Source organism: Sulfurimonas sp. CVO, from assembly GCF_009883775.1.
GTDB classification, from domain to species: domain Bacteria; phylum Campylobacterota; class Campylobacteria; order Campylobacterales; family Sulfurimonadaceae; genus Sulfurimonas; species Sulfurimonas xiamenensis.
Map to the genome: position 1 here is coordinate 77,852 of NZ_CP033720.1, position 24,751 is coordinate 102,602.

A 24,751-nucleotide genomic window follows, 5' to 3' on the forward strand; every position below is an offset into this window, starting at 1 on the left:
AATATAATTTATTAATATATATTATGGAAGCATAAAAGTATCAAAATAGTACAATGATGAAATATAGATATTTTTTTAAGGATTACTGAGTTGAAAAGAATAAAGAATTACTTATATCTACTTCTCTCTCAACATGCAGTTTTTTGGTCTATTCAATCAAAAATTAACAATTTTATATTTAAAACTAAAAAGGCTAACTTTAATTCAAAAAGATTTATTGAAAATAAAAAAGAAACATATGAAACATATACTGTCTTTAAAAATTGGTCTTTTTTAAATATTTTTTTTATTGTACTTGGAACATATTTCTTGCAAATAGTAAATCCTTTTATTGAAATGATTTTCAAATTTGTACTTAATGAATTTATGACACCAACTTTTGTGTCATTCAAATTAAATTCAATTACGGATTCTGAATATGTAACTTTTTTAGGTGCGATAGCAACACTTGGCGGAGTATTTATTGCACTATATTTTTCATCACTAAGTGCTATTAATGCAACTCTATATTCAACATTTTCTAATAATTTAAGAGATTTACTTTATAGGGAAAAACTTGGTAATTCATATATAAAATTTTTATCAAATACAACTTTTTTTGCATTTAGTTTAATAGTGTTTTTCCTACTAGGTTATGAAAAAATTTATATTGCCATACCAATTATGTTATTTCTGATTGGCATGACTATTTTTTCATATATAGAACTTGGTATGTACACATCTAAATTGCTTAATGTGGATACTCTCTCCAATTCTATATTTATGAATTTATACAAATATATAAATAATTCAATTAAACAAGATATGTACCATCAAGACAAAAATTTTCAAAATCATCGCTATACACTAGCATCACAAGAGCTTGAACTACTAAGATCATTAGTATACACATCATTAGTTAACTATAAAATACATAATGATTCATTATACATAATATCACTCAGCACTCTACGCTTACTTACATACTATCAAGGAAAAAAACGCTTGATACCATATGAAAGTTTATGGTATAAGCAAAAAGTTGAATATAAAGATTTGTATAAACCAGGGAATACAGGTTTAAATATATTTTTACAATCTGCAACAATGCCACAAGGAGATAGAAAGTATAATTTATTTTGGATAGAAGAGAAACTAATTCCATATACGATAAAAATTTTAATTAATAAAATACAAAATAATGAGATAGAGCATTATAAGAATATTTTATCTAGTTTTGATGAATATTTATCTTATTTAGTCCAGTTTGGAAATATTGAGTATGCTATAAAAATAATTACTCGGCTTAAAGAAAATATATATAAATTAGATTCATTAAATCACTCAGAGATGTTTGAATTAATCCAATATATTTACTCACTACCGTTAAATATAATATTTAATTTTTACCACAATATAAATATTTATTCTTATTCAGATGTTTCAACAGTAGTGAATAGTAATAATTTAGCAAAAGATAATTTACAAGATAAATTTCAAGAGAATTCTATAGAATCATTAAATTGGCTACAAAAAAGATTAAAAATTGAGTATGAAGCAGAAAATGGTAAAGAAATTACACCGAAATGGTATCAAATAGAAATATTAATGTTAACTATTTCAAGAAACTTCATTAGCAATATAGAAAGTATTGATAAATTATTAAATGAGTTTTTTAATAAAGATTTGGAAAACAAAGATTTACAACTTTACTCTATTATGCTGACTCAGAAGTGGGAAACAATCAATAAATATATAATACATTATCAGAAGATAGAAGAAATATTGAATGAATATCAAAAAGAAAGAAAAATTGATGGTTTAAATTGGAAAAAGTTCTCTATAGAAAAATTAAAAGAACAAAACAATCAATTGAGAAAAGAAACGATTCTTGAGATTGGTAAAATTTTACATAAAATTGGAAAAAGAGAAGATGAAAATTTCCCTGATATATTTGGTTATTTTCTTCAACTCACAAGCGATAATTTACTTGAACTTTCAATTGAAAAAAATTTTGTTTATTTAAAAGAAATTTACCCATCATTTTTATTTAGTAGTTTAATTAAATATGAAGAGCTAAGACCAGAATTTAATAATATTAATGAATTTGATTGGCGAAAAGAAAATGAATTTATTGTATCGTTTCATCCAATTATGAACTTAATAGAAATTACAGGATTAATCAAAACTGTACTTGAGTTTAATTACGAACAAGAAACTTGGATTTTTATTGAAAAACTATGGCTAGATTTATTTAATAATGCAGTGAGTACCTTTAATGTTCAGTTTCTTGAAACGATAATATTCACAACAGAATCTGCAATGGGGATGCCAATTGGCGACGAACAAAGGTTTAATTGGAAAAATAAAGTAAAAGATTATTTGGAAGCTAATATTGAAAGAGATTCTTTTGTCCAAGCAAATAAAGGAAAATATTCTTTTATGCATCATGAAAATATTATTTTACATGACAGTGCTTTAATAAGAGAATTTCTTGGAGATGAGCAATATGGAAATAATATTGATGGCATTGATGTTTTTATTTATTCAATCCTCAACAAAAATTTTAAAGATAAAAATTTTAATTTTGGATGGAAAAGAAATAATAAAAAATTTGAAGACTCAATGAAAAGAAATACAGAAATTTATGAAGAGTATCAAAATGCAAGAAAATAAATTAAAAAGTTATTTGCCACATGAATATAGTAGAGGTTCATATGACAATAGTTCTTTTTATAAAAAAATGTTTGTTGATGATGTTGCGACTGGAATCATTCCTATAAGATTAAATAAAAATGAAGATACAATTAAAATTACAATAGATGCTGATGAAAAAGATTTAAAATTAGTAGCAAGTATCTTAAATAGCTTTAATGCATATTCGGATACATACGATATTGATGAATTAGTTCAATATGCGATAGAAAGTATAGCAAGAGATATTTCATGGTATGGAGATGCTATATATGAAATATATGAAGTGCATAACAGTGATGAAAAACAAATAAGATTTATTAGTCTACTCCCTGACAAATTTTTTGATTTTAAATTTTTTTATATTCAACTTCCACCAAAAAATAAAGATAAGAAATTATTACCTAAGTTTATTGCTAATAAATCGTTATGGAAAATTTCTATACCAAAAAATCTTCAAAACATATATTCATACAAAAGAATCCTATCTTCCATAGATAAATTTGATTCATTAATGCCTAAGGCTTTCAAAGATAATTTATATAATGGAAATAACAACTATTACAACTATGATTCAAAGAAGTATAGAGAAAAGCAGTTTTTATATGTTAATGACTTAACAAGTGAATGGGGATGGAGTCAAAGAAGTATGAGTGACGAGCTTACAACTGAGTTTTACAAAAATTATAAATATATTAAATTTAATTTATCACAAGCTATATTTAGAGAACATATTATTAATGAATTAAATAGCTTATTTAAAAGACTTAATTTAAAAACTTTTATTAAACTGGAAGGATTACCAACTTCTAAAGACTATGAGCAACATATAGAAAAATATATTAGTAATGATATTGGATATGATAATGTATTTGATGTTGCATATGGAATATCCACGATAAATTAGAGAGTATTTGTTTTTACGATTATTAATCTCCGTAGATAAATGAGATTCAATTTCAGCATCGAGAACTATTACTTCATAAGTCATTCCCTTAGAATTTAGTATTCTGTCTGCCTGACACAAAGTTTTGAACACTTCCCTAAATATATTACTAATAGTAACACTTTTAGTAATATATCCAGATTTGCTAAATTTAGTGAAAAATTACGCCTAATCGCGTTTATTTGTTTCTAAAGTACGTCTAAATCCACTAAGTTTTAAATTGTTAATGTTGCTAAATACGCCTAAATACAGCTATTTCTTTCTTTAGATTTTTGCCATTTTTTGGCTCTTTATCTATACTTTTCTCATGTTAAACAAAAAGGAGAAAAGTTATGCAAAGTGATGAAGATTTACAAAAAGAGAGACTCTATGAGTATCTGTTAAAAAAATATCAAAGAGCAGTAATATCGAAAGTTGAGATGGCAAATGAGCTAGGTATAAGTAGCTCAACATTAGATCTCTACATCGCTAAAGGTACAGGATTACCTAACTACAAAAAGCTAGGTAAGGCTAAAAATGCAAAAGTTGTATTTAATCTTTTAGATGTCGCCGACTTTTTAACAAAAACAATCAAAACATACTGAGAAATTTCGATGAAGAAAAGGGAAAAGTTTGATGTATTGTACACGACTATAATCCATAAATATCGTATAAAACATGGACTCAGTAATAATGATTATTGTATTGCCAATGCTATCTATAATCTCAGTAATAATCCAGAGAGTGAGTTTAGAGGTTGGTATTACGGGAAAATTGAAACGCTTGGCAAGATGTTTGATTTTTCACGAGCGACAGCATATAACAGTGTACAAAAACTGATAGATAGAGGCTTGGTAGAAAAGGATCTCACAAGCGGTTTTTTGCGAACAACTAAACTATGGTGGAGCGATTTTGTAAATAATACGATTGTGGGCGAGTCTAAAAATTAGATAAGTGTCTAAAAAGTATATTCTAAAATCTAAATTTTAGATTTTTTAGTCTAAAAATTAGACATATATATAAATAATAATAACAATAACTCATAAAGAAGAGGAAGAAGATGAAAGAAAACTATAAAGATTTTGATGAGTTTATAGCATGGCTTAAAAAAGATGGTCTTAAGCCACTCAAGAGTGAAAGGATATGGAGAAAAAAGATTTTTGCTAATCTTTTAAATAATCATGCAAAATCCGTTGAAAATTATAATGATTTTTTACAAGATAAGAAATTGAATAGCCTTGTGGGTCAAAAAACTACATATAAGGATTTCAATAAGCTTGTTTGCAGTGTAGAGTCCTCACATAATTTTTATACATTAAAGCTAGAGGACAGGTCTATTTTAAAAGTAAAAAATAAAGATATCGATGAATTTATAAAAAACCATATAGGAGGAAGATAAAAATGAAAAGTAATGGTTCTTTGCTTGACATACATAAATATTCAGTTGATGCATTTCAGCATCTCTACGACAAGTTAACCGATGAAGATTTTAAGCGACCATACATCATAAAAGATAAGCCAATTAATGCGGTTACTGGAATAATATGGGATATTACACAAGGCGATGAAGAGCTAAGAAAAATCATTTATAAAATGGATGAAATCGATGGTATAAAAGCTCAAAACAGTAAAAGTGGAAATGAGAAACGAGTTGAAACTTGGCTCAAAAAAGCCTATTATGAACATCTTTACAGGGGCTATTCTATCGCTAGAAACTCTCTATTGTCTTTCATGATAACAATCATAAAGCCTAATAGTAATGAGGGAAAGAAAAAATTAAAGTATTCAAGTACCAGATACTTTGAAAAGCATAATGACAAGTTCAAAAAAAGACTTAATCGTTGCAGAAAAAATGTAAGAGTGCTTGAAGTGCAAGAGAAGTTTCCAGAGTTAAATATAGCAGATGCATTTGCTTATGGACAGATAATTGATAAATTTAGCACCACTAATGAAGATCTGGAATGGTTTGAAAAGCTAGTCAAAATATTAACTAAAGAACAAGAAGAATATATTTAGATTTACATAAAAAATACTGCAAAAAGTTTTTTTTAAAAATATGATCTGTTTTGTAAGGGAAATTTTTGACAATCTTCAAAAAAGCCCATAAATAAGGGATTTGTAGAACATATTTGAGTGACGATTTTTTCTCAAGGGACAATTTTTTATCAAATTTTATTAAATTGAGTAAGGATTTTTTTTGAACACTTTGAGTAAAGTCCTTAAAATAGGTGCTTTTGAGATGTTCTTTTGTAACGATTTTCTCGTAGAGGACAAAAACGAGTAATATATAATACAAAGAACTTGTCCCTTTCAGGGGATGAAATTAGCCTATATATGAACGACAGTGAATAGTCTCGGACAAAATCATTTTAACGGGGTTTGTATAGGAGGTATAAGATCAGTTACTTCGATGCCAAATTCATAAGCTATTTTATATAGGTGAGAGAGGTTGTAACTTACATCATGTTTTCTAGTTTCAATTTTTGCAATATAGTTGGGAGATTTATGTCCTAGAATTTGAGCAAGAGCCAATTGGCTAATATTTCTTTTTACTCTTTCCTCTTTTACTTTTAGAACAATTTCATCTAAAAATTTATCTATATTTTTTTCCAATACTAAACACCTATAAGTTTTCAAAGATGATAGCTATATGGCTAAAATCTAACAAACACTTATAAGTGTTTAGTAAGTTAATTTGAGTTATTATTTGATGTAAAAATAATATTTCAGGAGCAAAAAATGGCAGAGTATTTCGCAAATGTAATAGCAAGACTGATTGTTGGATATTTGACATTTGTAGCCATCTTATTATCTATTTTGGCAGGTTACTGGATCATCGAAGATTATAATGCAATGGTTGAGTTTATAAACAGCGTACATGACAATACTTTTGCACATATTGTTGTATGGATGCCGTTTGTATTTTCGTGGTTCAAACCAGCCAAAAATGGTAGAACAAATGCGTATTACAACCGACAAGCAAATTTTTGGGCGATGTATGACACTACTGGAGGAAGATGGTAGTGTCGAAAGTTTATCTCTTTTTACTATTGACATATTTTTTTGGAAATTCCCATCTACATGCTGATGATATAGGAAGAATAATCGATTGTGAAACTTCAACTATGACTTATGAATATTTAAAATGCAAACCAAGCAATAAGCTCTTTGAAGTTATAGACATTTTACAAGATGGTTGGATTGCAGTTAATAAACATTCATTTTATGTGACTTTTAAAAAGGTAAAAAATTCTCAAAAGGTCATGAGGTGTCTTGAGTCAAATAGATTTCAAAACTATTTAGGAAATTGCAAGAGTGATGATTTTGATAAACCAAAAACTTGGCTGAGAGAAGATGCTATAAAAAACGGTTGGAAATTTACATTAGCCATAGGCGATACTGTTTATTATGTTAAAGAATAGTGTTATAATGTTAAGCAATTGTTAGCTTATAAAAGGATGTTTTGATGCCATTACAAAATAGAGTTAACCCAAAAGGTGAAATTAAAGCTGTAAAATCAAGAGGTGCATTTCTTGGAAATCGTGGCATTATCCATAATGAGGAAAAAGAAATTATTTCACCTTTTAAAATAAAAGGTTGGGTGACTTGTCAATTAGAATTCAAAGGTAGAAAACGAGAGTTAATGGCAAAAGGTAAATATACTGAGCTATTTTTTTTAGATGAAGCAACAGCATTTTCAGCAGGGCATCGTCCTTGTGCAGAATGTAGAAGAACAAGATACAATGAATTTAAAGAAAAATGGCTAGAAGCAAATCAAGGCTTACTTCTTGATAATTCAACAAGTATAGCTAATATTGATAAAATTATTCATCGAGATAGAATCAACAAGAAACAAAAAGTTACATATCAAGATAAAATGCATTTATTGCCAAATGGTACAATGATAGAAATTGATTCTATTCAATATCTTATTTGGAAGAATAATGTATTTAAATGGACATTTGAAGGCTATGAACCAACAAATATAAACATTACTCATAGTGATGTAACAATTTTAACACCAAAATCATATGTTGAAATGTTCAAGAAAGGATTTACTCCTACTGTTCATATCAGTTTACAAATAGAAACTTAACGAGATATTGGAAAGAAATATGAAACCAACTGATACTTGAGTGTATTAAATTGCTTCATTTAGGAGGTTTTTATGCCGTTTTTACTGCTTTTAATTGCACTGTTTATTTTCGCATTACTTCGTGGTGAGCAGAATGCGTCGTTTGTTATTTTAATGATGATTGTTGTTGCACTACTTGCAACATATTACAAACCATTTAGAGACTCTTTGAGAGAGTTTTTTTAGGAGGTATTTATGTCAGCTTTAGAAATTGCACTTTTCCCCTTTTTGTTTCTAAAATTACTGCTTTTATAAACTAATATTTTATAAAAAGATATAAATTGAAAACAAACTTCTTGCTTTTGTTTTAAAATATAGCTAAAATATAAATTATGAATTTACAAAATGATATAAAAATAAAACAACTATATCAAATGTTACCAGATGGGGTAGTCGCTCCAGCTTCTTGGCTTGCAGAGCAGGGCTATTCTATGCAACTACTTTATCAGTACACTAAAAGCGGTTGGCTTAAAAAAACTTCAAGAGGCTCATACATAAGAGGCGATGCAAACCCATCTTGGCAGGGAGCTGTTTTAGGACTGCAAAAACTTAGCCATGAACCATTTCACATCGGCGGCGTAACAGCACTAAATCTTCAAGGCTACGCTCACTATCTTCCCCTTAATGACTCGCAAACTATATATCTATATGGCACTCAAAAACTTCCAGCATGGTTTAAAAACATAGAGCTTGAACAAAAGTTTAATGTGATGAAAAAACCCTATTTTGAGACACTAGGCCTTAAAAGCATACCATCAAATATAAAAGATTGGGAAATGGTGGTCTCCTCTCCTGAGAGAGCTATCATGGAACTTCTTTATCAAGTAAAACCTGATGGACTTAGCTTTGAGTTTGTAGCAGAGATATTTGAGGGATTAACAACACTTCGCCCATCTTTAGTCAATGAACTTTTAAATATGTGTGAAAATATAAGAGTCAAACGCCTTTTTCTTTTTCTGAAAAGCTATTTTAATCATCCTTGGGCAAAGCATATAAAAACAGACGGCTTAGAACTTGGAGTTGGCAGAATGCAGATAGTAAAAAACGGTGTCTTTGACAACGAGTTTTTAATAACAGTACCAAAGGAGTACCATGCTAGATAAAAATTCTATTTATTATAAACAAGTGCAGCTACTTTTAGAAGTATTGCCTTATGTCTCACAAGAGGAATGCTTTGCTCTCAAAGGCGGTACGGCTATCAATATGTTTGTAAGAGATATGCCACGACTCTCCGTAGATATAGACCTTATGTATCTTCCAGTAGAAGATCGACAAACAAGCCTTCAAAATATTGCCGAGTCGTTTGAAAGAATTGCTCGCTCTATAGAGTCTTCAATGCGAGGTGCAAAAGTATATAGACTAGATCAACAAGGAGATGGAATACTCTCTAAACTTCAAGTTGAAAAAAACAGTGTTCGTATCAAAATAGAAGCATCACCAGTGATCAGAGGAACAGTGAGAGAACCGAGCGTGCTCAGTGTATCGGCAAGGGTGGAAGAGGAATTTGGTTTTGCAGAGACTAGCGTAGTTCACTTGGATGATTTGTATGCTGGAAAACTGTGTGCAGCACTTGACAGACAACACCCTAGAGACTTTTTTGATGTCAGAGGACTGCTCGACAATGAGGGTATAAGCGATACTCTCATGGATGTGTTTATAGTGTACTTGATAAGTAGTAATCAACCTATATCCAAACTATTGCAACCAAACTTGATAGAGATCAAAAGAATTTACGCTGAACAATTTGTAGGGATGCCGATAGAACCAATGCCATTGGAAGTTTTAGAAGCAACCAGAGTTGAGTTAATTAGCACAATTCGTTCTAAACTTACCCAAAACCATCGTGATTTTTTGATAGGTTTTAAAGAGGGAAATCCAGACTGGAGTTTGCTTCCTTTTGAGAATATAAAGGAACTTCCATCTGTAAAGTGGAAAATGCTCAACCTTGAGAAAATGACAAAAGCCAAAAAAGTTGAAGCTATACAGAAGCTAAAAGATACACTAAAGATCTAAAATAAGGAGAAGGAGCAATGGAACAAGTTAAAACTGTAATGCAAGAAGAGTTTACGAAGAACTATGATTTTTACAAAGATTATGATGATATGGTGATCCACAAAGAGACAGAACAGATTTTTAAAACCAACTTCATCAACGGTATAGTTCAGCTAGTGCCAATGAGCAATAATACGGCTATGGAAAAAATAGAGCAAGGGCTTAGTGAGTTTGCAAAAGAACTCAAAAGACAAGGTTTTTAAAAGCAAAAAATAACGCTTTTATGCAAGATATGATAATATAAAAAACAATAATAATTTTAGGTTTATGGTATGTCAAAGAAAAATTTAACAGAACGAGATATTTGTACAAAGTATATTACTCCAGCACTTGTAGAGTCTGGTTGGAATTTACACTCTCAATTTAGAGAGGAAGTAACCTTTTTTACAAATGGTCGCATCTATGTTCACGGTAAGATGGTACGCCGAGGTGAGCAAAAAAGAGCGGACTATATTCTTTACTACAAACCAAACATTCCTATAGCTATCATCGAAGCAAAAGACAACAAACATAGCATCGGTGATGGTATGCAGCAAGGTCTAAGCTATGCAGAGATTTTAGATATACCTTTTGTGTACAGTACAAACGGTGATGGCTTTTTAGAGCATGATCCGACCTTAACGCATTGCGTACTTGAAAAAGAGATCTCACTTAACAATTTTCCGTCTCCAGATGAGCTTTGGCAAAGATACAAAAAATACAGAGGTATCGAGGAAGATGAAGCGGAAAAAGTGGCACTTTCCCCTTATTACATCGACGATCCAAAAAGAGAACCAAGGTATTATCAAAAAAATGCCATTAACAGAACTATAGAAGCTATTGCTAAAGGACAAAAAAGAATCTTGCTTGTGATGGCAACGGGTACTGGAAAAACTTACACCGCATTTCAGATCATCTACAGACTTTACAAGTCAAGAAAAGCCAAAAGAATACTCTTTCTAGCAGATAGAAACATACTTGTAGATCAAACCAAAATAGGTGACTTTAAACACTTTGGCGACAAGATGACTAAAGTCACAAACAGAACTATCGACAAATCTTTTGAAATCTATCTCTCACTCTATCAAGCTATCACTGGAAATAGTGAAGAAAAAAAAATATTTAAAGAGTTTAGCCGTGATTTTTTTGACCTTATCGTCATAGATGAAGCACACCGTGGAAGTGCATCAGAAGACAGTCAATGGAGAGAGATACTGGAGTATTTTGATAGTGCAGTTCAAATCGGTCTTACGGCAACTCCTAAAGAGACAAAATATGTGAGCAACATCTCATACTTTGGCGAACCAGTCTATACTTATTCATTAAAACAAGGGATTGATGACGGCTTCTTGGCTCCTTATAAAGTGATCAGATTGTCGTTAGACAAAGATGTGGAAGGCTGGAGACCATACAACGGACAAACAGATGATAAGGGTGAAGAGATCGAAGACAGAGAGTACAACACTAAAGACTTTGATAGAAATCTAGTTCTTACTCAAAGAACAAACCTTGTTGCAAAAAAGGTTACTGAATATCTAAATGCAAATGACCCTTATATGAAAACGATTGTCTTTTGTGTAGATATAGATCATGCGGAAAGGATGCGACAGGCTCTTGTAAACGCTAACCCTGCTATGGCAAAAGAGAGCCGAAAGTATGTTATGCGTATCACAGGTGACAATGATGAGGGAAAAAAAGAGCTAGACAACTTCATAGACCCAGAATCTACATACCCAGTCATAGCAACTACTTCAAAACTTATGACAACAGGTGTGGATGCTCAAACGACAGGGCTGATTGTACTAGATAGCAACATCGGTTCTATGACTGAGTTTAAGCAGATCATAGGTCGCGGTACTAGGATAAACGAGACTTACGGAAAACTCTACTTTACGATCATGGATTTTAGAAATGTTACAAGACATTTTGCCGATTCAGATTTTGACGGTGATCCAGTGCAAATCTATGAGCCAAAAGATGATGACCCTATAACACCTCCAGATGAAGAGATGCCAGAAGAGTTTAGCGACACAGTAAATGAACCGAGTGAACCATATGGAGAGACTCCTGATATTTCTATAACAGATGGCGAAGAGGGTACTTCTAAACCTACCCGTCACACAGTAAGCGGTGTGAAAGTAAAAGTTTTAAATAAACGAGTGCAGTATATCGGAGCAAATGGTAAGCTCATCACAGAATCACTTGTGGATTACAGCCGTAAAAACATCAAAAAAGCCTATGCAAGTTTGGATGAGTTTTTACAAGAGTGGAGTAGTGCAGAACAAAAAGAAGTGATCATCAAAGCCCTAAGTGATCAAGGTGTGTTTTTCGATGAGCTTGAGAGCGAAGTTGGCAAAGAGGGGCTTGATCCGTTTGACCTTATATGTCATATAGCATTTGACAGACCAGCACTCACAAGAGCAGAGCGAGCTGGAAAACTAAAACAAAACAGTTATTTTGATAAATACTCAGACAAAGCAAAAGCAGTTATAAACGCACTTCTAGACAAATATACCGAATCAGGCATAGAGAGTATCGAAGATATTGCAGTGCTAAAAGTGCCACCATTTAACGAGTACGGAACTATGACGGAACTTACAAAACTTTTTGGCGGCGGAAGAGCTGGGTATCAATCACTCATCAAAGAGATAGAACAACATTTATACGCATCATAAACAATTTTAAAAGGAACAAATAAATTATGGCAGATATTTCAAATATCGTAAAATCAATTCAAAACATTATGAGAACAGATACGGGTGTCGATGGAGATGCTCAAAGAATATCACAGCTTGTATGGATGCTTTTTCTAAAAGTATTTGATGCAAAAGAAGAAGAGTTTGAACTAGAAAGTGAAAATTATAAATCTCCGATCCCTCAAAAACTTAGATGGAGAAGTTGGGCTACGGATGATGAGGGGTTAACTGGTGAAGAGTTAATGCTTTTTATAAACAATGAGCTTTTTCCTACGCTAAAAGAGCTTGACATCACTACATCTAACGCTTATGCTCCACTTGTTAAGGGGATGTTTGAAGATGCTTACAACTACATGAAGTCCGGAACACTTCTAAGACAAGTGGTAAACAAACTTGAAGAGATACATTTTGACAACCTTTCCGAGCGACACCTTTTCAATGACATGTACGAGCAGATACTAAAAGATCTTCAAAGTGCAGGAAATGCAGGAGAGTACTATACGCCAAGAGCCGTGACAGAGTTTATAGTGCAGATGGTTGATCCAAAACTTGGTGAAAAAGTATTTGACCCTGCATGTGGAACGGGAGGCTTTCTAATCAGCTCCATAAACCACATCATGAAAAGCGATGTAAAAACGGCAGAAGATAAAAAGACACTAGAACATACGATCCAAGGGATAGAGAAAAAGCAACTCCCTTACATGCTGTGTCTTACAAACCTCATACTTCACGATATAGAAACACCAAATATCAGACATGATAACTCGCTATCATACCCTCTAAAAGACATCACTCCAAATGAAAGAGTGGACTGCATCGTGGCAAATCCACCTTTTGGAGGAACGGAAGAGCAAGGGATAGAAAATAACTTCCCAGCAACTTACCGTACAAGAGAAACGGCTGACCTGTTTTTACTACTGTTTATACAGATGCTAAAGCCAAGAGGAAGAGCTGGGATAGTTCTGCCAGACGGTACACTTTTTGGTGACGGTGTAACGGCAAGGATAAAAGAGAAACTCCTTGAAGAATGTAATCTGCATACCATAGTAAGACTTCCAAACGGGATATTTGCTCCATATACGGACATCAACACAAATCTGCTTTTCTTTACAAAAGGTGAGCCAACAAAAGAGATATGGTACTATGAACAACCACTTCCACAAGGATATAAAAAATACACAAAAACAAAACCAGTAAAATTGCAAGATTTTGATGAACTGAAAAAGTGGTGGAACGATAGAGCTGAAAATGAACAAGCTTACAAAGTGAGTATAGATACTATCAAAGCAAATAATTTTAATCTTGATGTGAAAAATCCTCATAAGGGTGAAGAAGAGGAAGAGCTTACAACAAATGAGATTATAGATAAGATCGAAGCTTCAATGAGCAAAAGTGTAGAACTGCTTGAAGAAATAAGAGGTTTAGCTAATGCGAGAGGTTAAATTCTCAGAAGTCTTAAAGCAATACAAAATATACCATTTTGTTGAAGATGATACAGAATACAGACAGGTAACTATTTCTATACATAAGGGGGTTTCATTTCGTGGAACTAAATTTGGTAGAGATATTGGGCGTAAGAGACAATTTGTTATAGATCTTGAAGCATACCCTAATACTTTCATTTTTACACGACAAGGTGTTCAAAATGGTTCCTATGGCATAGCTCCAAAAGAGGTGCACGGTTGTGTAGTAACCGAAAATATGCCTATGTTTTCAATTGAACCGACTTTAAATCCAGAGTATCTTGAATACTATTTACAAACTAATCATTTTCAAGACCAGTTACAAGCTTTAAATGCTTCTGGTTCGGCACAAAAAAGTATTCATGAAAAAGTACTGTTGCAACTAAATATTTTATTGCCAGATATAGAAGAGCAAAAATCAATAGTAGATGAGATTAAATCTGTAGAAAATAAACAATCAAAAGTTTTAGAAGAACTTCAAACACAATCAAAACTAATAAACAAACTTAGAAGCTCAATACTCAGCGATGCAGTAAGCGGTAAGATAGTCCCACAAGATCCAAATGATGAAAGTGCAGAAGTTTTACTGGAGAAGATAAAAACCGAAAAAGAGAAGCTTATCAAAGAGGGAAAAATAAAAAAACAAAAACCTCTACAGCCAATAGACGAACATGAAATACCTTATGAACTCCCAGATGGATGGGTATGGTGTAGATTTGGTGATTCTGGACTTTTAGAAAGAGGAAAATCAAAACATAGACCTAGAAACGATAAAAGATTATATAAAGATGGTCACATACCTTTGGTGCAAACAGGGGATGTTTCAAGTGCAAAGAAGAATAATTTTTTTATAACAACAGCAACAGCGTATTACAATGATATTGGCTTAGAACAAAGTAGATTATGGGCTAAAGGTACTTTATGTATCACTATCGCAGCAAATATAGCTGATATAGGATTTTTAGATTTTGATGCTTGTTTCCCTGATAGTGTTGTTGGTTATCAATCATTTTTTGATGATTTTACTAGAAAATATGTTTCATACTATCTTATGAATGCGAAAGCTGATTTAATTCGTTTTGCACCATCAACAGCACAAAAAAATATAAATTTGGGAATATTAAATGAACTTTTATTTCCTCTTCCACCACTAGAAGAACAAAAACGAATAGTTGAAAAAGTAGAAAAACTAATGGCTACATGTGATGCACTGGAACTTGAAGTACAAAACAGCAAAATAGAAACAGAAAAACTAATGCAAAGCGTACTTAAAGAGGCATTTAAAAACTGATGGAAATCATAGAGATACCTGAATTACCATCACAAATAAAACAAGCCGCCGAAAGAGGTGAGCTAGTGATATTTATAGGTGCAGGCATGTCTTATGATTTGGATTGTGCTGATTGGGTCACTTTAGCAAAAAATTTAATCAGAAAATGCGAAAATACTTTAGGATTAAATGAACCATTACTAAATAACTTTGAGGCAACCCAATTAAGAAGCATGCTTGATCAAAGCGGTAATAGCAAAAAAGTGATTACTATATGTAATAAAATTTTATCTGATAGTGGAAATGATGATTTGTTTTTGGAAGAGATGAGGGAGTCATTAAATGACAATGAAGTTGCACCAACAAATCCAAAATTAAAAACTTACAGAGATCTCTTTAATTTAAATGGTATCTTTGTCACTACAAACGCTGACAGACACATAGATAAAATATTTAACCCTCAAAATATCATAACAAATAAGTTTACGGGAAGAACTGAACTTGTAAATAAAAATCTGTACAAAATACATGGAAGCATAAATGAACCTGCTAGTTTGATATTTACGGTCGAACAATATTTTACAAGATACAAAGACAAGGAGTTTATAAAGTTTTTAGAATCACTTTTTACCAAAACGGTTCTATTTGTAGGTTACGGACTTGGGGAATTTGAACTCTTAGAGCATATGTATAAAAATATTACTCTTAGTAAAAATCATTATTTTTATCTTGGTGGATACTATACCCATGAAAAAAGACTTTGTGATTTTGAACAGATGTACTTTGATCAGATGAAAGTAAAGCTCATACCATATTCAAAAGATAAAAAAGGGTTTAAGCAGTTGCCCCTTGTTATAGAAGAGTGGGTAAAGCAAATTCAAACCACAACAAATGTCTTGCAAAATAATTTTGATGAGATAGATGAAGTGTTAAGGAATCCGCTTTGAATAAAATCGAATCAACTATTCAAAAAATGAAGTTAAATCCAGATTATGAAAAATATTTTTTTCAAAATGCTTCTAAATATCAAAATCTCTATGTTTGGCTTGAACCTTTGTATAAAGAAAACTATTTTAAACCGCAAGAGGATATGAGAATTTTCTTGAGTTTTTTAGAAACAGTTTCTTTGCAAAATAAAGAAGAAGAGAGAAGTGAGACTACTAAGATTTTACTAGATATAGTCAATGCATTTTTTGAGTATAGAAAAGAGCATAAAAGTTATGATTATTACACTGATTATTCTATAGTCAAAATTTTATTAAATCTTTCAAAGGAGAATATAACACTAGAACATATTGATCTGATTCATATGCTTTTGAAAGACTCTGGAGGTAGCGGTCTATTAAACAGTGAAATTGAAAAAATTGTCTTACCTATGCTGATTGAGAATGGTATGATTGAATATATCTTAAAACTTTTAAGGGTTATTTTTGATTATGATATCCAAGATAAGGGGAAATCTTATCAGGAGAGAGAGCCATTACTTGAAAAATATTGGTTAAATAGCCTTTTAGAGAAACACTCTAAATCAATAGTTGAAATGATTGATATAGCTGGGCTTGAGATATTAATATCCATTTTAGAACAGGTTATTGAGGAAGATGAGGCTGCATTTAATAATGTCTGGATAGCTTCTATTGAAGATCACCCTCAAAATAGTTTTCCTGAAAGGTATGACAATCAGCTTATATCTTTTACAAGAGACTTATTAGAATATCTTGATGCAGATAAAGTAAAAAGTTTTGTAGAAAATTTTTTAGATGCAGAACATCCAATTTTTAAAAGGTTAGCATTTCATACTATCAACAATAAGTATGATGTATTAAAAGAGTTGTTCTGGAACTGGTTTGATGCTTATAAAGATACAATAGATACTACCTTCAAACATGAACTTTATAAACTTTTGGAAGATAGGAACGGCAAATTTAGTGAAGATGAATTTGAAAAGTTGATAGCTTGGATAGAAAGCTTGGATTATTCAAAATATTATTCTGGAGAGCAGTTAGAGAGTATTACTGCCTACAAGAAAAAAGAGTGGTTGTGGAGTATCAAAGCATCAAGTACAGAAGCAGAAGAGCTATATGAAAAATATAATGTTGTAAACTCTTCTGAACTAGGGCATCCAGGATTTGATCATTGGACAAGTGGTTGGACTTTGAAGACTGGATATGAAAGTCCTATAGAAGAGAAAGATGTTTTTTGCAATAAAACAGTAGATGAAATTATCCAAGAAATCAAAACATTCGATCCATCAAAAAAAGCAAAAGAGAGATTCACTAGAGATAGTGATCTTATTGAAGGATTGGCTAATGATTTAGCAGATTGTGTAAAAGAAGATCCAAGTAAGTACTCACTAAAGATGGAAAAGTTTATAGAGCTTGATTGGACCTATAAATATCATCTTATATATGGTCTTACAAACGCTTGGAATGAAAAGAAAAAATTTGAGTGGGGCAAAGTTTTTGAATTTATTTTAAAAATATTGGATGAAGATTTTTTTGCATCAGAAGAGCAATATGTATTATGGCTGAAAGGTCAAATAGCAAGTTTGATAGAGTATGGCACTAAAAGTGATGAAAACGCATTTGATAAAAAATATCTTCCACAAGCAAAAGAGATTATTTTTTTACTGCTAAAACATAAGGAAGAAGAGCAAATAGAATATGATAATGATATGAGTACTTATGTCCTAAATTCTATCAATGGCAAAGCATTGCATGCACTTATTAACTATGCATTGAGATATGGAAGATTAAACAGTTCTCAAAAGATAAAATGGGAAGATGACATAAAAGAATTTTTCACAAAACAGCTTGATGAAAATACCGAGTATTCTAAGTCTATATTTACTATCCTTGGGGATTATTTACCAAATCTAAAATTTTTGGATAAAGAGTGGGTAAATAATAATTTTAACCGAATATTTCCTATAGAAAATGATGACTTGTGGGAGATTGCCATATCTGGATATTTTTTATATTCATCTACAGTTTATACAGACATATATGAACAATTGAAACAGTATGGGCATATTGAAAAAGCACTGAAATTCAAATTTAGATCTGATCCTGCAAAACGAAAAGTCATACAACATATTTGCATAATGTACAATTCTTCTAAAGATAATAAAACAATCTTTGATGTTATAGAGTCAAAAGATCAAGAATCTATACTTGAGTTGATTAGATTTATGTGGCAAGTAGATAGAAAGAACATTACTGAAGAGGCACGAACAAAGATATTTATCCTATGGCAAAACATATATGAATTATTAAGAGAAGATGCTTCAAATAGTGCTCAGGCAATATTTTCAACTTTATCAAAATGGTTTGTTTTTATAGATACTATTGATGATGAGATCCTGCCTTATCTAACACTCACTGTAAAATATACGGAGAAAAATCATAACTCCTATTTTATCATTGAGGAATTTGAAAGACTTGTTCAAAATAGTCCGAAAAATGTTGGTTCACTTTATGTAGAAATGCTTACAAACGATATTTTTCCGACATATAAACAAGAGCAGATTGAGAATACTATTGAATTATTATATAAACTTGGTGAAAATGATAGTGCTAAAATGATTTGTAATCTCTACAGAAAAAAAGGGATATATTTTTTGAATGAGATAAGTAAAAAGTATGAGAGCTAAATTATAAAAGATTCCAAATGAATTGTCTTGTGAGGTTATCAAAGATCCTAAAAAAGTTTTGGATGAACAAAAGACAAAGGCTCTTTAATTCCATTGAATCTCATTTATAATCTATTGATAGTAGCAAGTTCTGACAATCATACTAACGAGAATATGCTGAAAATAATGCAATATCAGCTGTAGGATACTTGAGAGTTCTTTGATCTTGGCTTATTTTTTTAGGGATAGAGAGCCATTCCTGTGTTTTGATAAAAAGGCTAAGGTAGCTAGTCCTAGCCTTTTTAATTAAATTGAAGTGTCTCTATTATCAGATTTTTACTTTTAGAGTTAAATTTTTTTCAGTTATCAAATAATGATCACTTTTGATACTTACTTATATATAAATTTTGCTTGTATATGAGCAAAACCTCTCGATTTTCATTCATTTGTTTTTTATCTAGTTCAAATGTAAACTATACTCTATATTAGCCCTTTTACAGATAGAAGGGCACTTTGGTTGAAGAAATAACGCTTGCGACCAGACTCTCTGATTTTAACACGATAGTGCATATTTTCTTTCAATCTTTTTCCCTCCTTTAATCTATCTTGCAAAGTTTCTACTGAGATGTCTAACAGTTTGGCAGCTTTTTTTTGCCCCTTAATATTGAACTCATCAGTTAAATCAACTTTGTTGCATTTGCAAAGCATTGCAGTCTCTACAACTTTTCTTAGATCTCTTATCTCCTCGATAATGATCTGATTGACATTAGGAATATTTTCCATAATAATCAATACTAAAGATAGTTCGGGTCTAAACTAGATGTCAATCATTAGAAAAACTTTAAAGCTCATAGTGCTTTCAAACTTACTCAATATACATTTAAGTTCTCGTTTTCCTCTTAAATTCGCAGATAAAGCAAGATACGAATTCGTCTTTTTCCATTTAGAGTAAGTCGGCTACTTCCTGCATGAGTCGCACTTACTCTTCTTATTTTTATTATATAATGCAGAACCACTCTGCTTATTGTTTTGCGCTAAACTTCTAAGTTTACATCTTAATTAATTTAATTCATTATGCATAATCCGAAAGTGTTAACTATGACTTCACTCTCTCTTTGTGTCATGCATTTTATACTTTTAAAGTAGGAACTTCAATTTTGTCAAACTACTATGTTTGAACACAAAAATTTTAACCAAAAAAAGTAAATTTATAAAAGATGGGTAGCAATAGGGTAACAATGAAGTTTTTTTCGTAAGCTTAAAGTGTTGTTTGGAAGCCTATTTTAGGGAGTTTTAAAGGATTTTAAAGTGGTGGACCCTCAGAGATTCGAACTCTGGGAGGTATAACCCTCGCCGGTTTTCAAGACCGGTGCAATCGACCAACTCTGCCAAAGATCCACATTTATATTTGAAAAGATTTTTTAAGTCAATAACTGGAGGTGCCACCCAGATTTGAACTGGGGATAGCAGCTTTGCAGGCTGCGGCCTTACCACTTGGCGATGGCACCAGTCAAAACATCTAAAAATCAATGGTGCCCGAGGCCGGACTTGAACCGGCACAGTATTGCTACCGGGGGATTTTAAGTCCCCTGCGTCTACCGATTTCGCCACCCGGGCATTGTTGGGTGTCTTTTTTAACAGTTAATAATTTAAAAATGGAGCGGGAAACGAGGTTCGAACTCGCGACCCCAACCTTGGCAAGGTTGTGCTCTACCACTGAGCTATTCCCGCAGTTTTTACACTTATTTTTTTTAAGTGAGCGGAATTATAGCCATTTTATTTTTGTTTGTAAAGAGTTTTTGTAAAAAAATTTAAAAAAAATGGTATAATCATACTTATAATAAAAGATAACAATAATAGATTGAAGGATTTTTAATGAGAAGTGACACCATAAAAAAGGGGTTTGATAAGGCTCCTCACCGCTCACTGCTTCGAGCAACAGGATTAAAAGATGAAGATTTTGATAAGCCGTTTATTGGAATAGCAAACAGTTATATAGACATTATTCCTGGACATTTTTTCTTACACGAATATGGTGAAATTGTAAAAGAAGCTATTCGAGAAGCTGGCGGGGTGCCGTTTGTGTTTAATACTATAGGTGTTGACGACGGAATAGCAATGGGTCATGATGGAATGCTTTACTCTCTCCCTTCTCGTGAAATAATTGCAGACTCTATTGAAACTGTTATGAATGCTCATAAACTTGATGCAATGATATGTATACCAAACTGTGACAAAATTGTTCCTGGTATGATTATGGGAGCACTTAGAGTAAATGTTCCTACAGTTTTTGTTTCAGGCGGTCCGATGCCGGCGGGTCATAAGAAGGATGGAACTCCGATAGATCTCTCTACCGCATTTGAAGCTGTTGGACAATACAATGAAGGAAAAATGAGTGATGAAGAGCTTTATGATATAGAATGCAATGCATGTCCAAGTGGAGGAAGCTGTTCTGGAATGTTTACGGCAAACTCTATGAATACTTTGTGTGAAACAATGGGAATTGCGCTCCCGGGTAACGGCACTATTTTAGCAATGACACCTGCAAGAATTGAGCTGGTTAAAAAAGCGGCTAAGAGAATTGTAGAGATGGCAAAGGCTGATGATAGTAAATATAATTTAAAAAATGTGCTCAATGAAAAAGCTATTCATAATGCATTTGTTGTAGATATGGCTATGGGCGGAAGTTCAAATACTGTTTTGCACATGCTGGCAATCGCAAAAGAGGCTGGAGTAGATTTTGATATCACTCAAATCAATGAAATTGCTGATAAAGTAGCACACATAGCTAAAATATCTCCATCATTAACAACTGTTCATATGGATGATATTAACCGTGCAGGCGGAGTAAATGCTGTAATGAAAGAGGTAAGTCGTAGAGGAGGGCTACTCTATTTAGACAATCCTACTGTAACAGGAGAGACACTTGGAGAACGCATAAAAGATGCTAAGATTTTAGATGAAAATATTATTCATACAAATGAAAATGCATTTTCTCCAGTAGGAGGACTTTCAATTCTTTTTGGAAATCTTGCTGAAGAAGGAGCTGTTGTAAAAACTGCCGGAATTGAAGCAAATATGAGACAGTTCAAAGGTAAAGCAATCTGTTTTAACTCTCAAAATGAAGCAATTGCAGGAATAATGAGCCATAAAGTAAAGCCTGGCAGTGTTGTGGTTATTCGTTATGAGGGTCCAAAAGGAGGTCCTGGTATGCAGGAGATGCTTGCTCCAACGGCACTTATTCAAGGCATGGGTCTTGGAAGCAGTGTAGCACTTATTACTGATGGAAGATTTTCCGGAGCAACTAAAGGTGCTAGTATTGGTCATGTTTCACCTGAAGCCGCAGAAGGTGGTTTGATAGCACTTATAGAAGACGGTGATGAGATAGAGCTTGATGTTGATAAACATCTACTTGAACTTAATGTTAATTATGAAGTTCTTGAACAGCGCCGTCTTCACTGGAAGCCTATAAAAAAAGAGATTGCGTCAAAATGGCTTAAGCGATATTCACTTTTAGTTTCAAACGCTTCAAACGGCGCAGTTTTAAAAACTGAATTGTAAAAAAAGGAATATATTTTGAATGTAATCGCAATAAAACATAACGGTGAAATAATTGATTTGCAAACTGCTAAAGAGCTTGGTTTTGAGGGTGAGCAGATTCACTTGGACAACTCATCGGACTCTTTAGAAGTTCTTCGTCACTCAACGGCTCACCTTATGGCGCAAGCTATCAAATCACTCTATCCTGATGCAAAATTCTATGTCGGGCCTACTGTAAAAGAGGGGTTTTACTATGACTTCAAAACCAATGAAGAGATAGGCGAGGGTGATCTTAAAAAGATAGAAAAAGAGATGTTATCGCTTGCTAAAAAGAAGTACGAGATAGAGAAGTATGAGATCTCTATGAGCGAGGCAAAAGAGAAGTTTAAAGGTGACCATCTAAAGCTTGCAGTTATGGAGCGCATCCCTAGTGATACGGTCTCTATCTACAAGCAGGGTGAATTTGAAGATCTCTGCCGCGGTCCGCACCTCCCTAATATCGGGCTTATAAGATACTTCAAGCTTACAAAGATCGCAGGTGCATATCTTGGCGGAGACTCTAAAAACGAGATGCTTACCCGTATATACGGTATAGCGTTTGCAGATAAAGAGGCATTAAAAGCGTATCTTGATATGATGGCAGAGGCTGAAAAAAGAGACCATCGTAAACTTGGTGCCGAGATGAAGATGTTTACATTTCGTGAAGAGGTAGGGGCTGGTTTTCCTATCTGGCTTCCTGCAGGCGGGAGGCTTCGTGCAAGATTAGAGTCTTTGCTTTTTAAAGCGCACCGCAAGCGTGGTTATGAGCCTGTTCGCGGACCTGAAATGCTTCGTTCAGATTTATGGAAAACATCAGGGCACTATCAAAATTACGGCGAAAACATGTACTTTACAAACATAGATGAGATAGAGTTTGGTGTAAAACCTATGAACTGTGTCGGTCATATTAAAGTATATGAAGAAGATCTGCACTCATATAGAGATCTGCCTCTAAAATATTTTGAGTATGGTGTAGTACATCGTCACGAGATGACTGGGGCGCTTCATGGGCTTTTTCGTGTTCGTGAGTTTACTCAGGATGATGCGCATATTTTTTGTAGAGCAGACCAGATCGAAGAGCAGATTATAGAAGTTGTTGATTTTGTAGATAAAATTATGTCCACATTTGAGTTTGACTATAAGATGATGATATCAACCAAGCCTGAAAAAGCAGTCGGAAGCGATGAAGTGTGGGAAGTTTCTACACAGGCTTTAAAAAATGCAATGGATAAAAATGGTCTTGTTTATGAGATTGATGAGGGTGGCGGAGCTTTTTACGGTCCAAAGATTGATATCAAAATAACAGATGCAATCGGCAGAGAGTGGCAGTGCGGAACGATTCAGCTGGATTTTAATCTGCCTGAGAGATTTGAGCTTGAATATAATGGAGAGAACAATGACAAAATTCAGCCTGTAATGATTCATAGAGCAATTTTAGGTTCGTTTGAGCGTTTTATTGGTATATTAACAGAGCATTATGCTGGAGAATTTCCAATGTTTATCGCTCCTACTCAAGTAGCAATTGTTCCAATTGCTTCTACGCACAACGAATACGCGAAGGAGCTGGCAGACAAATTGATAGATTTGGGAGCAGATAGTGAAATTTACTCTAAAAATGATTCTTTAAATAAAAGAATTAGAACGGCAGAAAAGACAAGAGTACCTATGTTAGCAATTATAGGTGACGAAGAGGTTGCATCTCGAACTGTTGCTATACGCGATAGAAGAACAAGAGAGCAGTATAATTTAAGTGAAAGCGAATTTCTTTCACTTATCCAAACTAAAATAAATGGGGTAAATTTTTGAGTAAAAAAACAGACCGTGTCATAATGAATGACGATATCCGTGTACCAGAGGTGCGTTGTAATGTAGATGGAGCAGAATCTTTAGGGATAGTCTCAATTGATGAAGCTATGGAAAAAGCAAATGAGTTGGGTTTAGATTTGGTTTTAATCGCTCCGGATGCAAAGCCTCCTGTCGCAAAGATTATGGATTACGGTAAGTATAAATATCAAGAAGAGAAAAAACAAAAAGAGCAGAGAAAAAATCAGGTCAAGATTGATGTTAAAGAGATAAAGCTCTCCGTGAAAATTGCAGAAAATGATATTGCATATAAAGTTAAACATGCAAGGGAGTTTCTTGAACAAGGCAAGCATGTAAAATTTCGTGTATTTTTAAAAGGGCGCGAAATGGCAAATCCGGAAGCTGCTAAAGATGTTCTTTTGAGAATTTGGCCTATGGTAGAAGATATTGCTGTTATGGAAAAACCGCCAAAATTTGAAGGTCGCTACTACAATATGTATGTAATTCCGCAAAAATAGAAATAATAGGTAAGATTTTCTCTTGCC

23 protein-coding genes and 4 tRNA genes are annotated in these 24,751 nt (G+C 32.8%); 21 read left to right on the forward strand and 6 right to left on the reverse strand.

Annotated elements, in window-relative coordinates:
* Positions 1-90: 90 nt before the first annotated feature.
* From CVO_RS00390 to CVO_RS00415, 6 genes are all read left to right on the forward strand, one after another.
* Positions 91-2,655: a hypothetical protein gene (locus CVO_RS00390; protein ID WP_159569359.1), complete on the forward strand. Its 2,565-nt coding sequence runs from the start codon at positions 91-93 to the stop codon at positions 2,653-2,655.
* Positions 2,642-3,580 (forward strand): hypothetical protein, encoded by a 939-nt coding sequence (locus tag CVO_RS00395; RefSeq protein WP_159569361.1) that lies wholly within the window; start codon positions 2,642-2,644, stop codon positions 3,578-3,580. Before CVO_RS00390 ends, CVO_RS00395 begins: the two co-directional genes overlap by 14 nt.
* Before the next feature lie 371 nt (positions 3,581-3,951).
* Positions 3,952-4,203, forward strand: coding sequence for a hypothetical protein (locus CVO_RS00400; protein ID WP_159569363.1), 252 nt, complete (start codon positions 3,952-3,954; stop codon positions 4,201-4,203).
* Positions 4,204-4,212: 9 nt separating this feature from the next.
* Complete coding sequence (locus CVO_RS00405; protein ID WP_159569365.1) at positions 4,213-4,548, forward strand: hypothetical protein; 336 nt, start codon at positions 4,213-4,215, stop codon at positions 4,546-4,548.
* 110 nt (positions 4,549-4,658) lie between these two features.
* Complete coding sequence (locus tag CVO_RS00410) at positions 4,659-4,997, forward strand: hypothetical protein (RefSeq protein WP_159569367.1); 339 nt, start codon at positions 4,659-4,661, stop codon at positions 4,995-4,997.
* Positions 4,998-4,999: 2 nt separating this feature from the next.
* Positions 5,000-5,614, forward strand: coding sequence for a hypothetical protein (locus CVO_RS00415; RefSeq protein ID WP_159569369.1), 615 nt, complete (start codon positions 5,000-5,002; stop codon positions 5,612-5,614).
* Positions 5,615-5,962: 348 nt separating this feature from the next.
* Here the strand turns inward: CVO_RS00415 and CVO_RS00420 are convergent, their stop codons facing one another.
* Positions 5,963-6,211, reverse strand: coding sequence for a helix-turn-helix transcriptional regulator (locus CVO_RS00420; RefSeq protein WP_159569371.1), 249 nt, complete (start codon positions 6,209-6,211; stop codon positions 5,963-5,965).
* A 126-nt stretch (positions 6,212-6,337) separates the two neighbouring features.
* On the opposite strand from CVO_RS00420, the gene CVO_RS00425 reads away from it, so the two are divergent.
* The 12 genes from CVO_RS00425 to CVO_RS00480 all read left to right on the forward strand — a co-directional run bounded on the left by CVO_RS00425 (position 6,338) and on the right by CVO_RS00480 (position 18,845).
* Complete coding sequence (locus tag CVO_RS00425) at positions 6,338-6,622, forward strand: hypothetical protein (protein WP_159569373.1); 285 nt, start codon at positions 6,338-6,340, stop codon at positions 6,620-6,622.
* Positions 6,622-7,020, forward strand: coding sequence for a hypothetical protein (locus tag CVO_RS00430; protein WP_159569375.1), 399 nt, complete (start codon positions 6,622-6,624; stop codon positions 7,018-7,020). The genes CVO_RS00425 and CVO_RS00430 overlap by 1 nt, the downstream gene beginning before the upstream one ends.
* 44 nt (positions 7,021-7,064) lie before the next feature.
* The gene (locus tag CVO_RS00435) at positions 7,065-7,694 is read left to right on the forward strand and encodes a hypothetical protein (protein WP_159569377.1); all 630 of its coding nucleotides are present in this window, start codon (positions 7,065-7,067) and stop codon (positions 7,692-7,694) included.
* A gap of 72 nt (positions 7,695-7,766) precedes the next feature.
* Positions 7,767-7,919, forward strand: coding sequence for a hypothetical protein (locus CVO_RS00440; RefSeq protein ID WP_159569379.1), 153 nt, complete (start codon positions 7,767-7,769; stop codon positions 7,917-7,919).
* A gap of 146 nt (positions 7,920-8,065) precedes the next feature.
* The gene (locus CVO_RS00445; protein WP_159569381.1) at positions 8,066-8,836 is read left to right on the forward strand and encodes a type IV toxin-antitoxin system AbiEi family antitoxin domain-containing protein; all 771 of its coding nucleotides are present in this window, start codon (positions 8,066-8,068) and stop codon (positions 8,834-8,836) included.
* A complete protein-coding gene (locus CVO_RS00450; protein WP_159569383.1) occupies positions 8,826-9,746 on the forward strand; it encodes a nucleotidyl transferase AbiEii/AbiGii toxin family protein in 921 nt (306 codons plus the stop codon). Before CVO_RS00445 ends, CVO_RS00450 begins: the two co-directional genes overlap by 11 nt.
* Before the next feature lie 17 nt (positions 9,747-9,763).
* Entirely contained in the window at positions 9,764-9,988 is a 225-nt protein-coding gene (locus tag CVO_RS00455) for a hypothetical protein (protein WP_159569385.1), read from the forward strand.
* A 69-nt stretch (positions 9,989-10,057) separates the two neighbouring features.
* Positions 10,058-12,439 (forward strand): EcoAI/FtnUII family type I restriction enzme subunit R, encoded by a 2,382-nt coding sequence (hsdR, locus tag CVO_RS00460; RefSeq protein ID WP_159569386.1) that lies wholly within the window; start codon positions 10,058-10,060, stop codon positions 12,437-12,439.
* 26 nt (positions 12,440-12,465) lie between these two features.
* Positions 12,466-13,902, forward strand: coding sequence for an N-6 DNA methylase (locus tag CVO_RS00465; protein ID WP_159569388.1), 1,437 nt, complete (start codon positions 12,466-12,468; stop codon positions 13,900-13,902).
* The gene (locus CVO_RS00470; protein ID WP_206672416.1) at positions 13,889-15,214 is read left to right on the forward strand and encodes a restriction endonuclease subunit S; all 1,326 of its coding nucleotides are present in this window, start codon (positions 13,889-13,891) and stop codon (positions 15,212-15,214) included. The genes CVO_RS00465 and CVO_RS00470 overlap by 14 nt, the downstream gene beginning before the upstream one ends.
* The gene (locus tag CVO_RS00475) at positions 15,214-16,140 is read left to right on the forward strand and encodes an SIR2 family protein (protein WP_159569389.1); all 927 of its coding nucleotides are present in this window, start codon (positions 15,214-15,216) and stop codon (positions 16,138-16,140) included. Before CVO_RS00470 ends, CVO_RS00475 begins: the two co-directional genes overlap by 1 nt.
* Complete coding sequence (locus tag CVO_RS00480) at positions 16,137-18,845, forward strand: hypothetical protein (RefSeq protein WP_159569391.1); 2,709 nt, start codon at positions 16,137-16,139, stop codon at positions 18,843-18,845. The genes CVO_RS00475 and CVO_RS00480 overlap by 4 nt, the downstream gene beginning before the upstream one ends.
* A 459-nt stretch (positions 18,846-19,304) precedes the next feature.
* On the opposite strand, the gene CVO_RS00485 is transcribed toward CVO_RS00480, so the two are convergent.
* The 5 genes from CVO_RS00485 to CVO_RS00505 all read right to left on the reverse strand — a co-directional run bounded on the left by CVO_RS00485 (position 19,305) and on the right by CVO_RS00505 (position 20,555).
* The gene (locus tag CVO_RS00485) at positions 19,305-19,607 is read right to left on the reverse strand and encodes a hypothetical protein (protein ID WP_159569393.1); all 303 of its coding nucleotides are present in this window, start codon (positions 19,605-19,607) and stop codon (positions 19,305-19,307) included.
* Between the two features lie 526 nt (positions 19,608-20,133).
* Positions 20,134-20,222, reverse strand: a tRNA-Ser gene (locus CVO_RS00490).
* Between the two features lie 36 nt (positions 20,223-20,258).
* Positions 20,259-20,332, reverse strand: a tRNA-Cys gene (locus tag CVO_RS00495).
* Positions 20,333-20,354: 22 nt separating this feature from the next.
* Positions 20,355-20,441: transfer RNA gene (locus tag CVO_RS00500), tRNA-Leu, on the reverse strand.
* A gap of 39 nt (positions 20,442-20,480) precedes the next feature.
* Positions 20,481-20,555 (reverse strand) — tRNA-Gly (locus CVO_RS00505).
* A gap of 144 nt (positions 20,556-20,699) precedes the next feature.
* Between CVO_RS00505 and ilvD the strand changes: the two genes are divergently transcribed.
* From ilvD to infC, 3 genes are read left to right on the forward strand one after another with little or no spacing between them, the layout of a single operon-like run.
* A complete protein-coding gene (gene ilvD, locus CVO_RS00510; protein ID WP_152300114.1) occupies positions 20,700-22,385 on the forward strand; it encodes a dihydroxy-acid dehydratase in 1,686 nt (561 codons plus the stop codon).
* 15 nt (positions 22,386-22,400) lie between these two features.
* Positions 22,401-24,209: a threonine--tRNA ligase gene (thrS, locus tag CVO_RS00515; RefSeq protein WP_159569395.1), complete on the forward strand. Its 1,809-nt coding sequence runs from the start codon at positions 22,401-22,403 to the stop codon at positions 24,207-24,209.
* Positions 24,210-24,232: 23 nt separating this feature from the next.
* The gene (gene infC, locus CVO_RS00520; RefSeq protein ID WP_152300313.1) at positions 24,233-24,724 is read left to right on the forward strand and encodes a translation initiation factor IF-3; all 492 of its coding nucleotides are present in this window, start codon (positions 24,233-24,235) and stop codon (positions 24,722-24,724) included.
* Positions 24,725-24,751 lie beyond the last annotated feature (27 nt).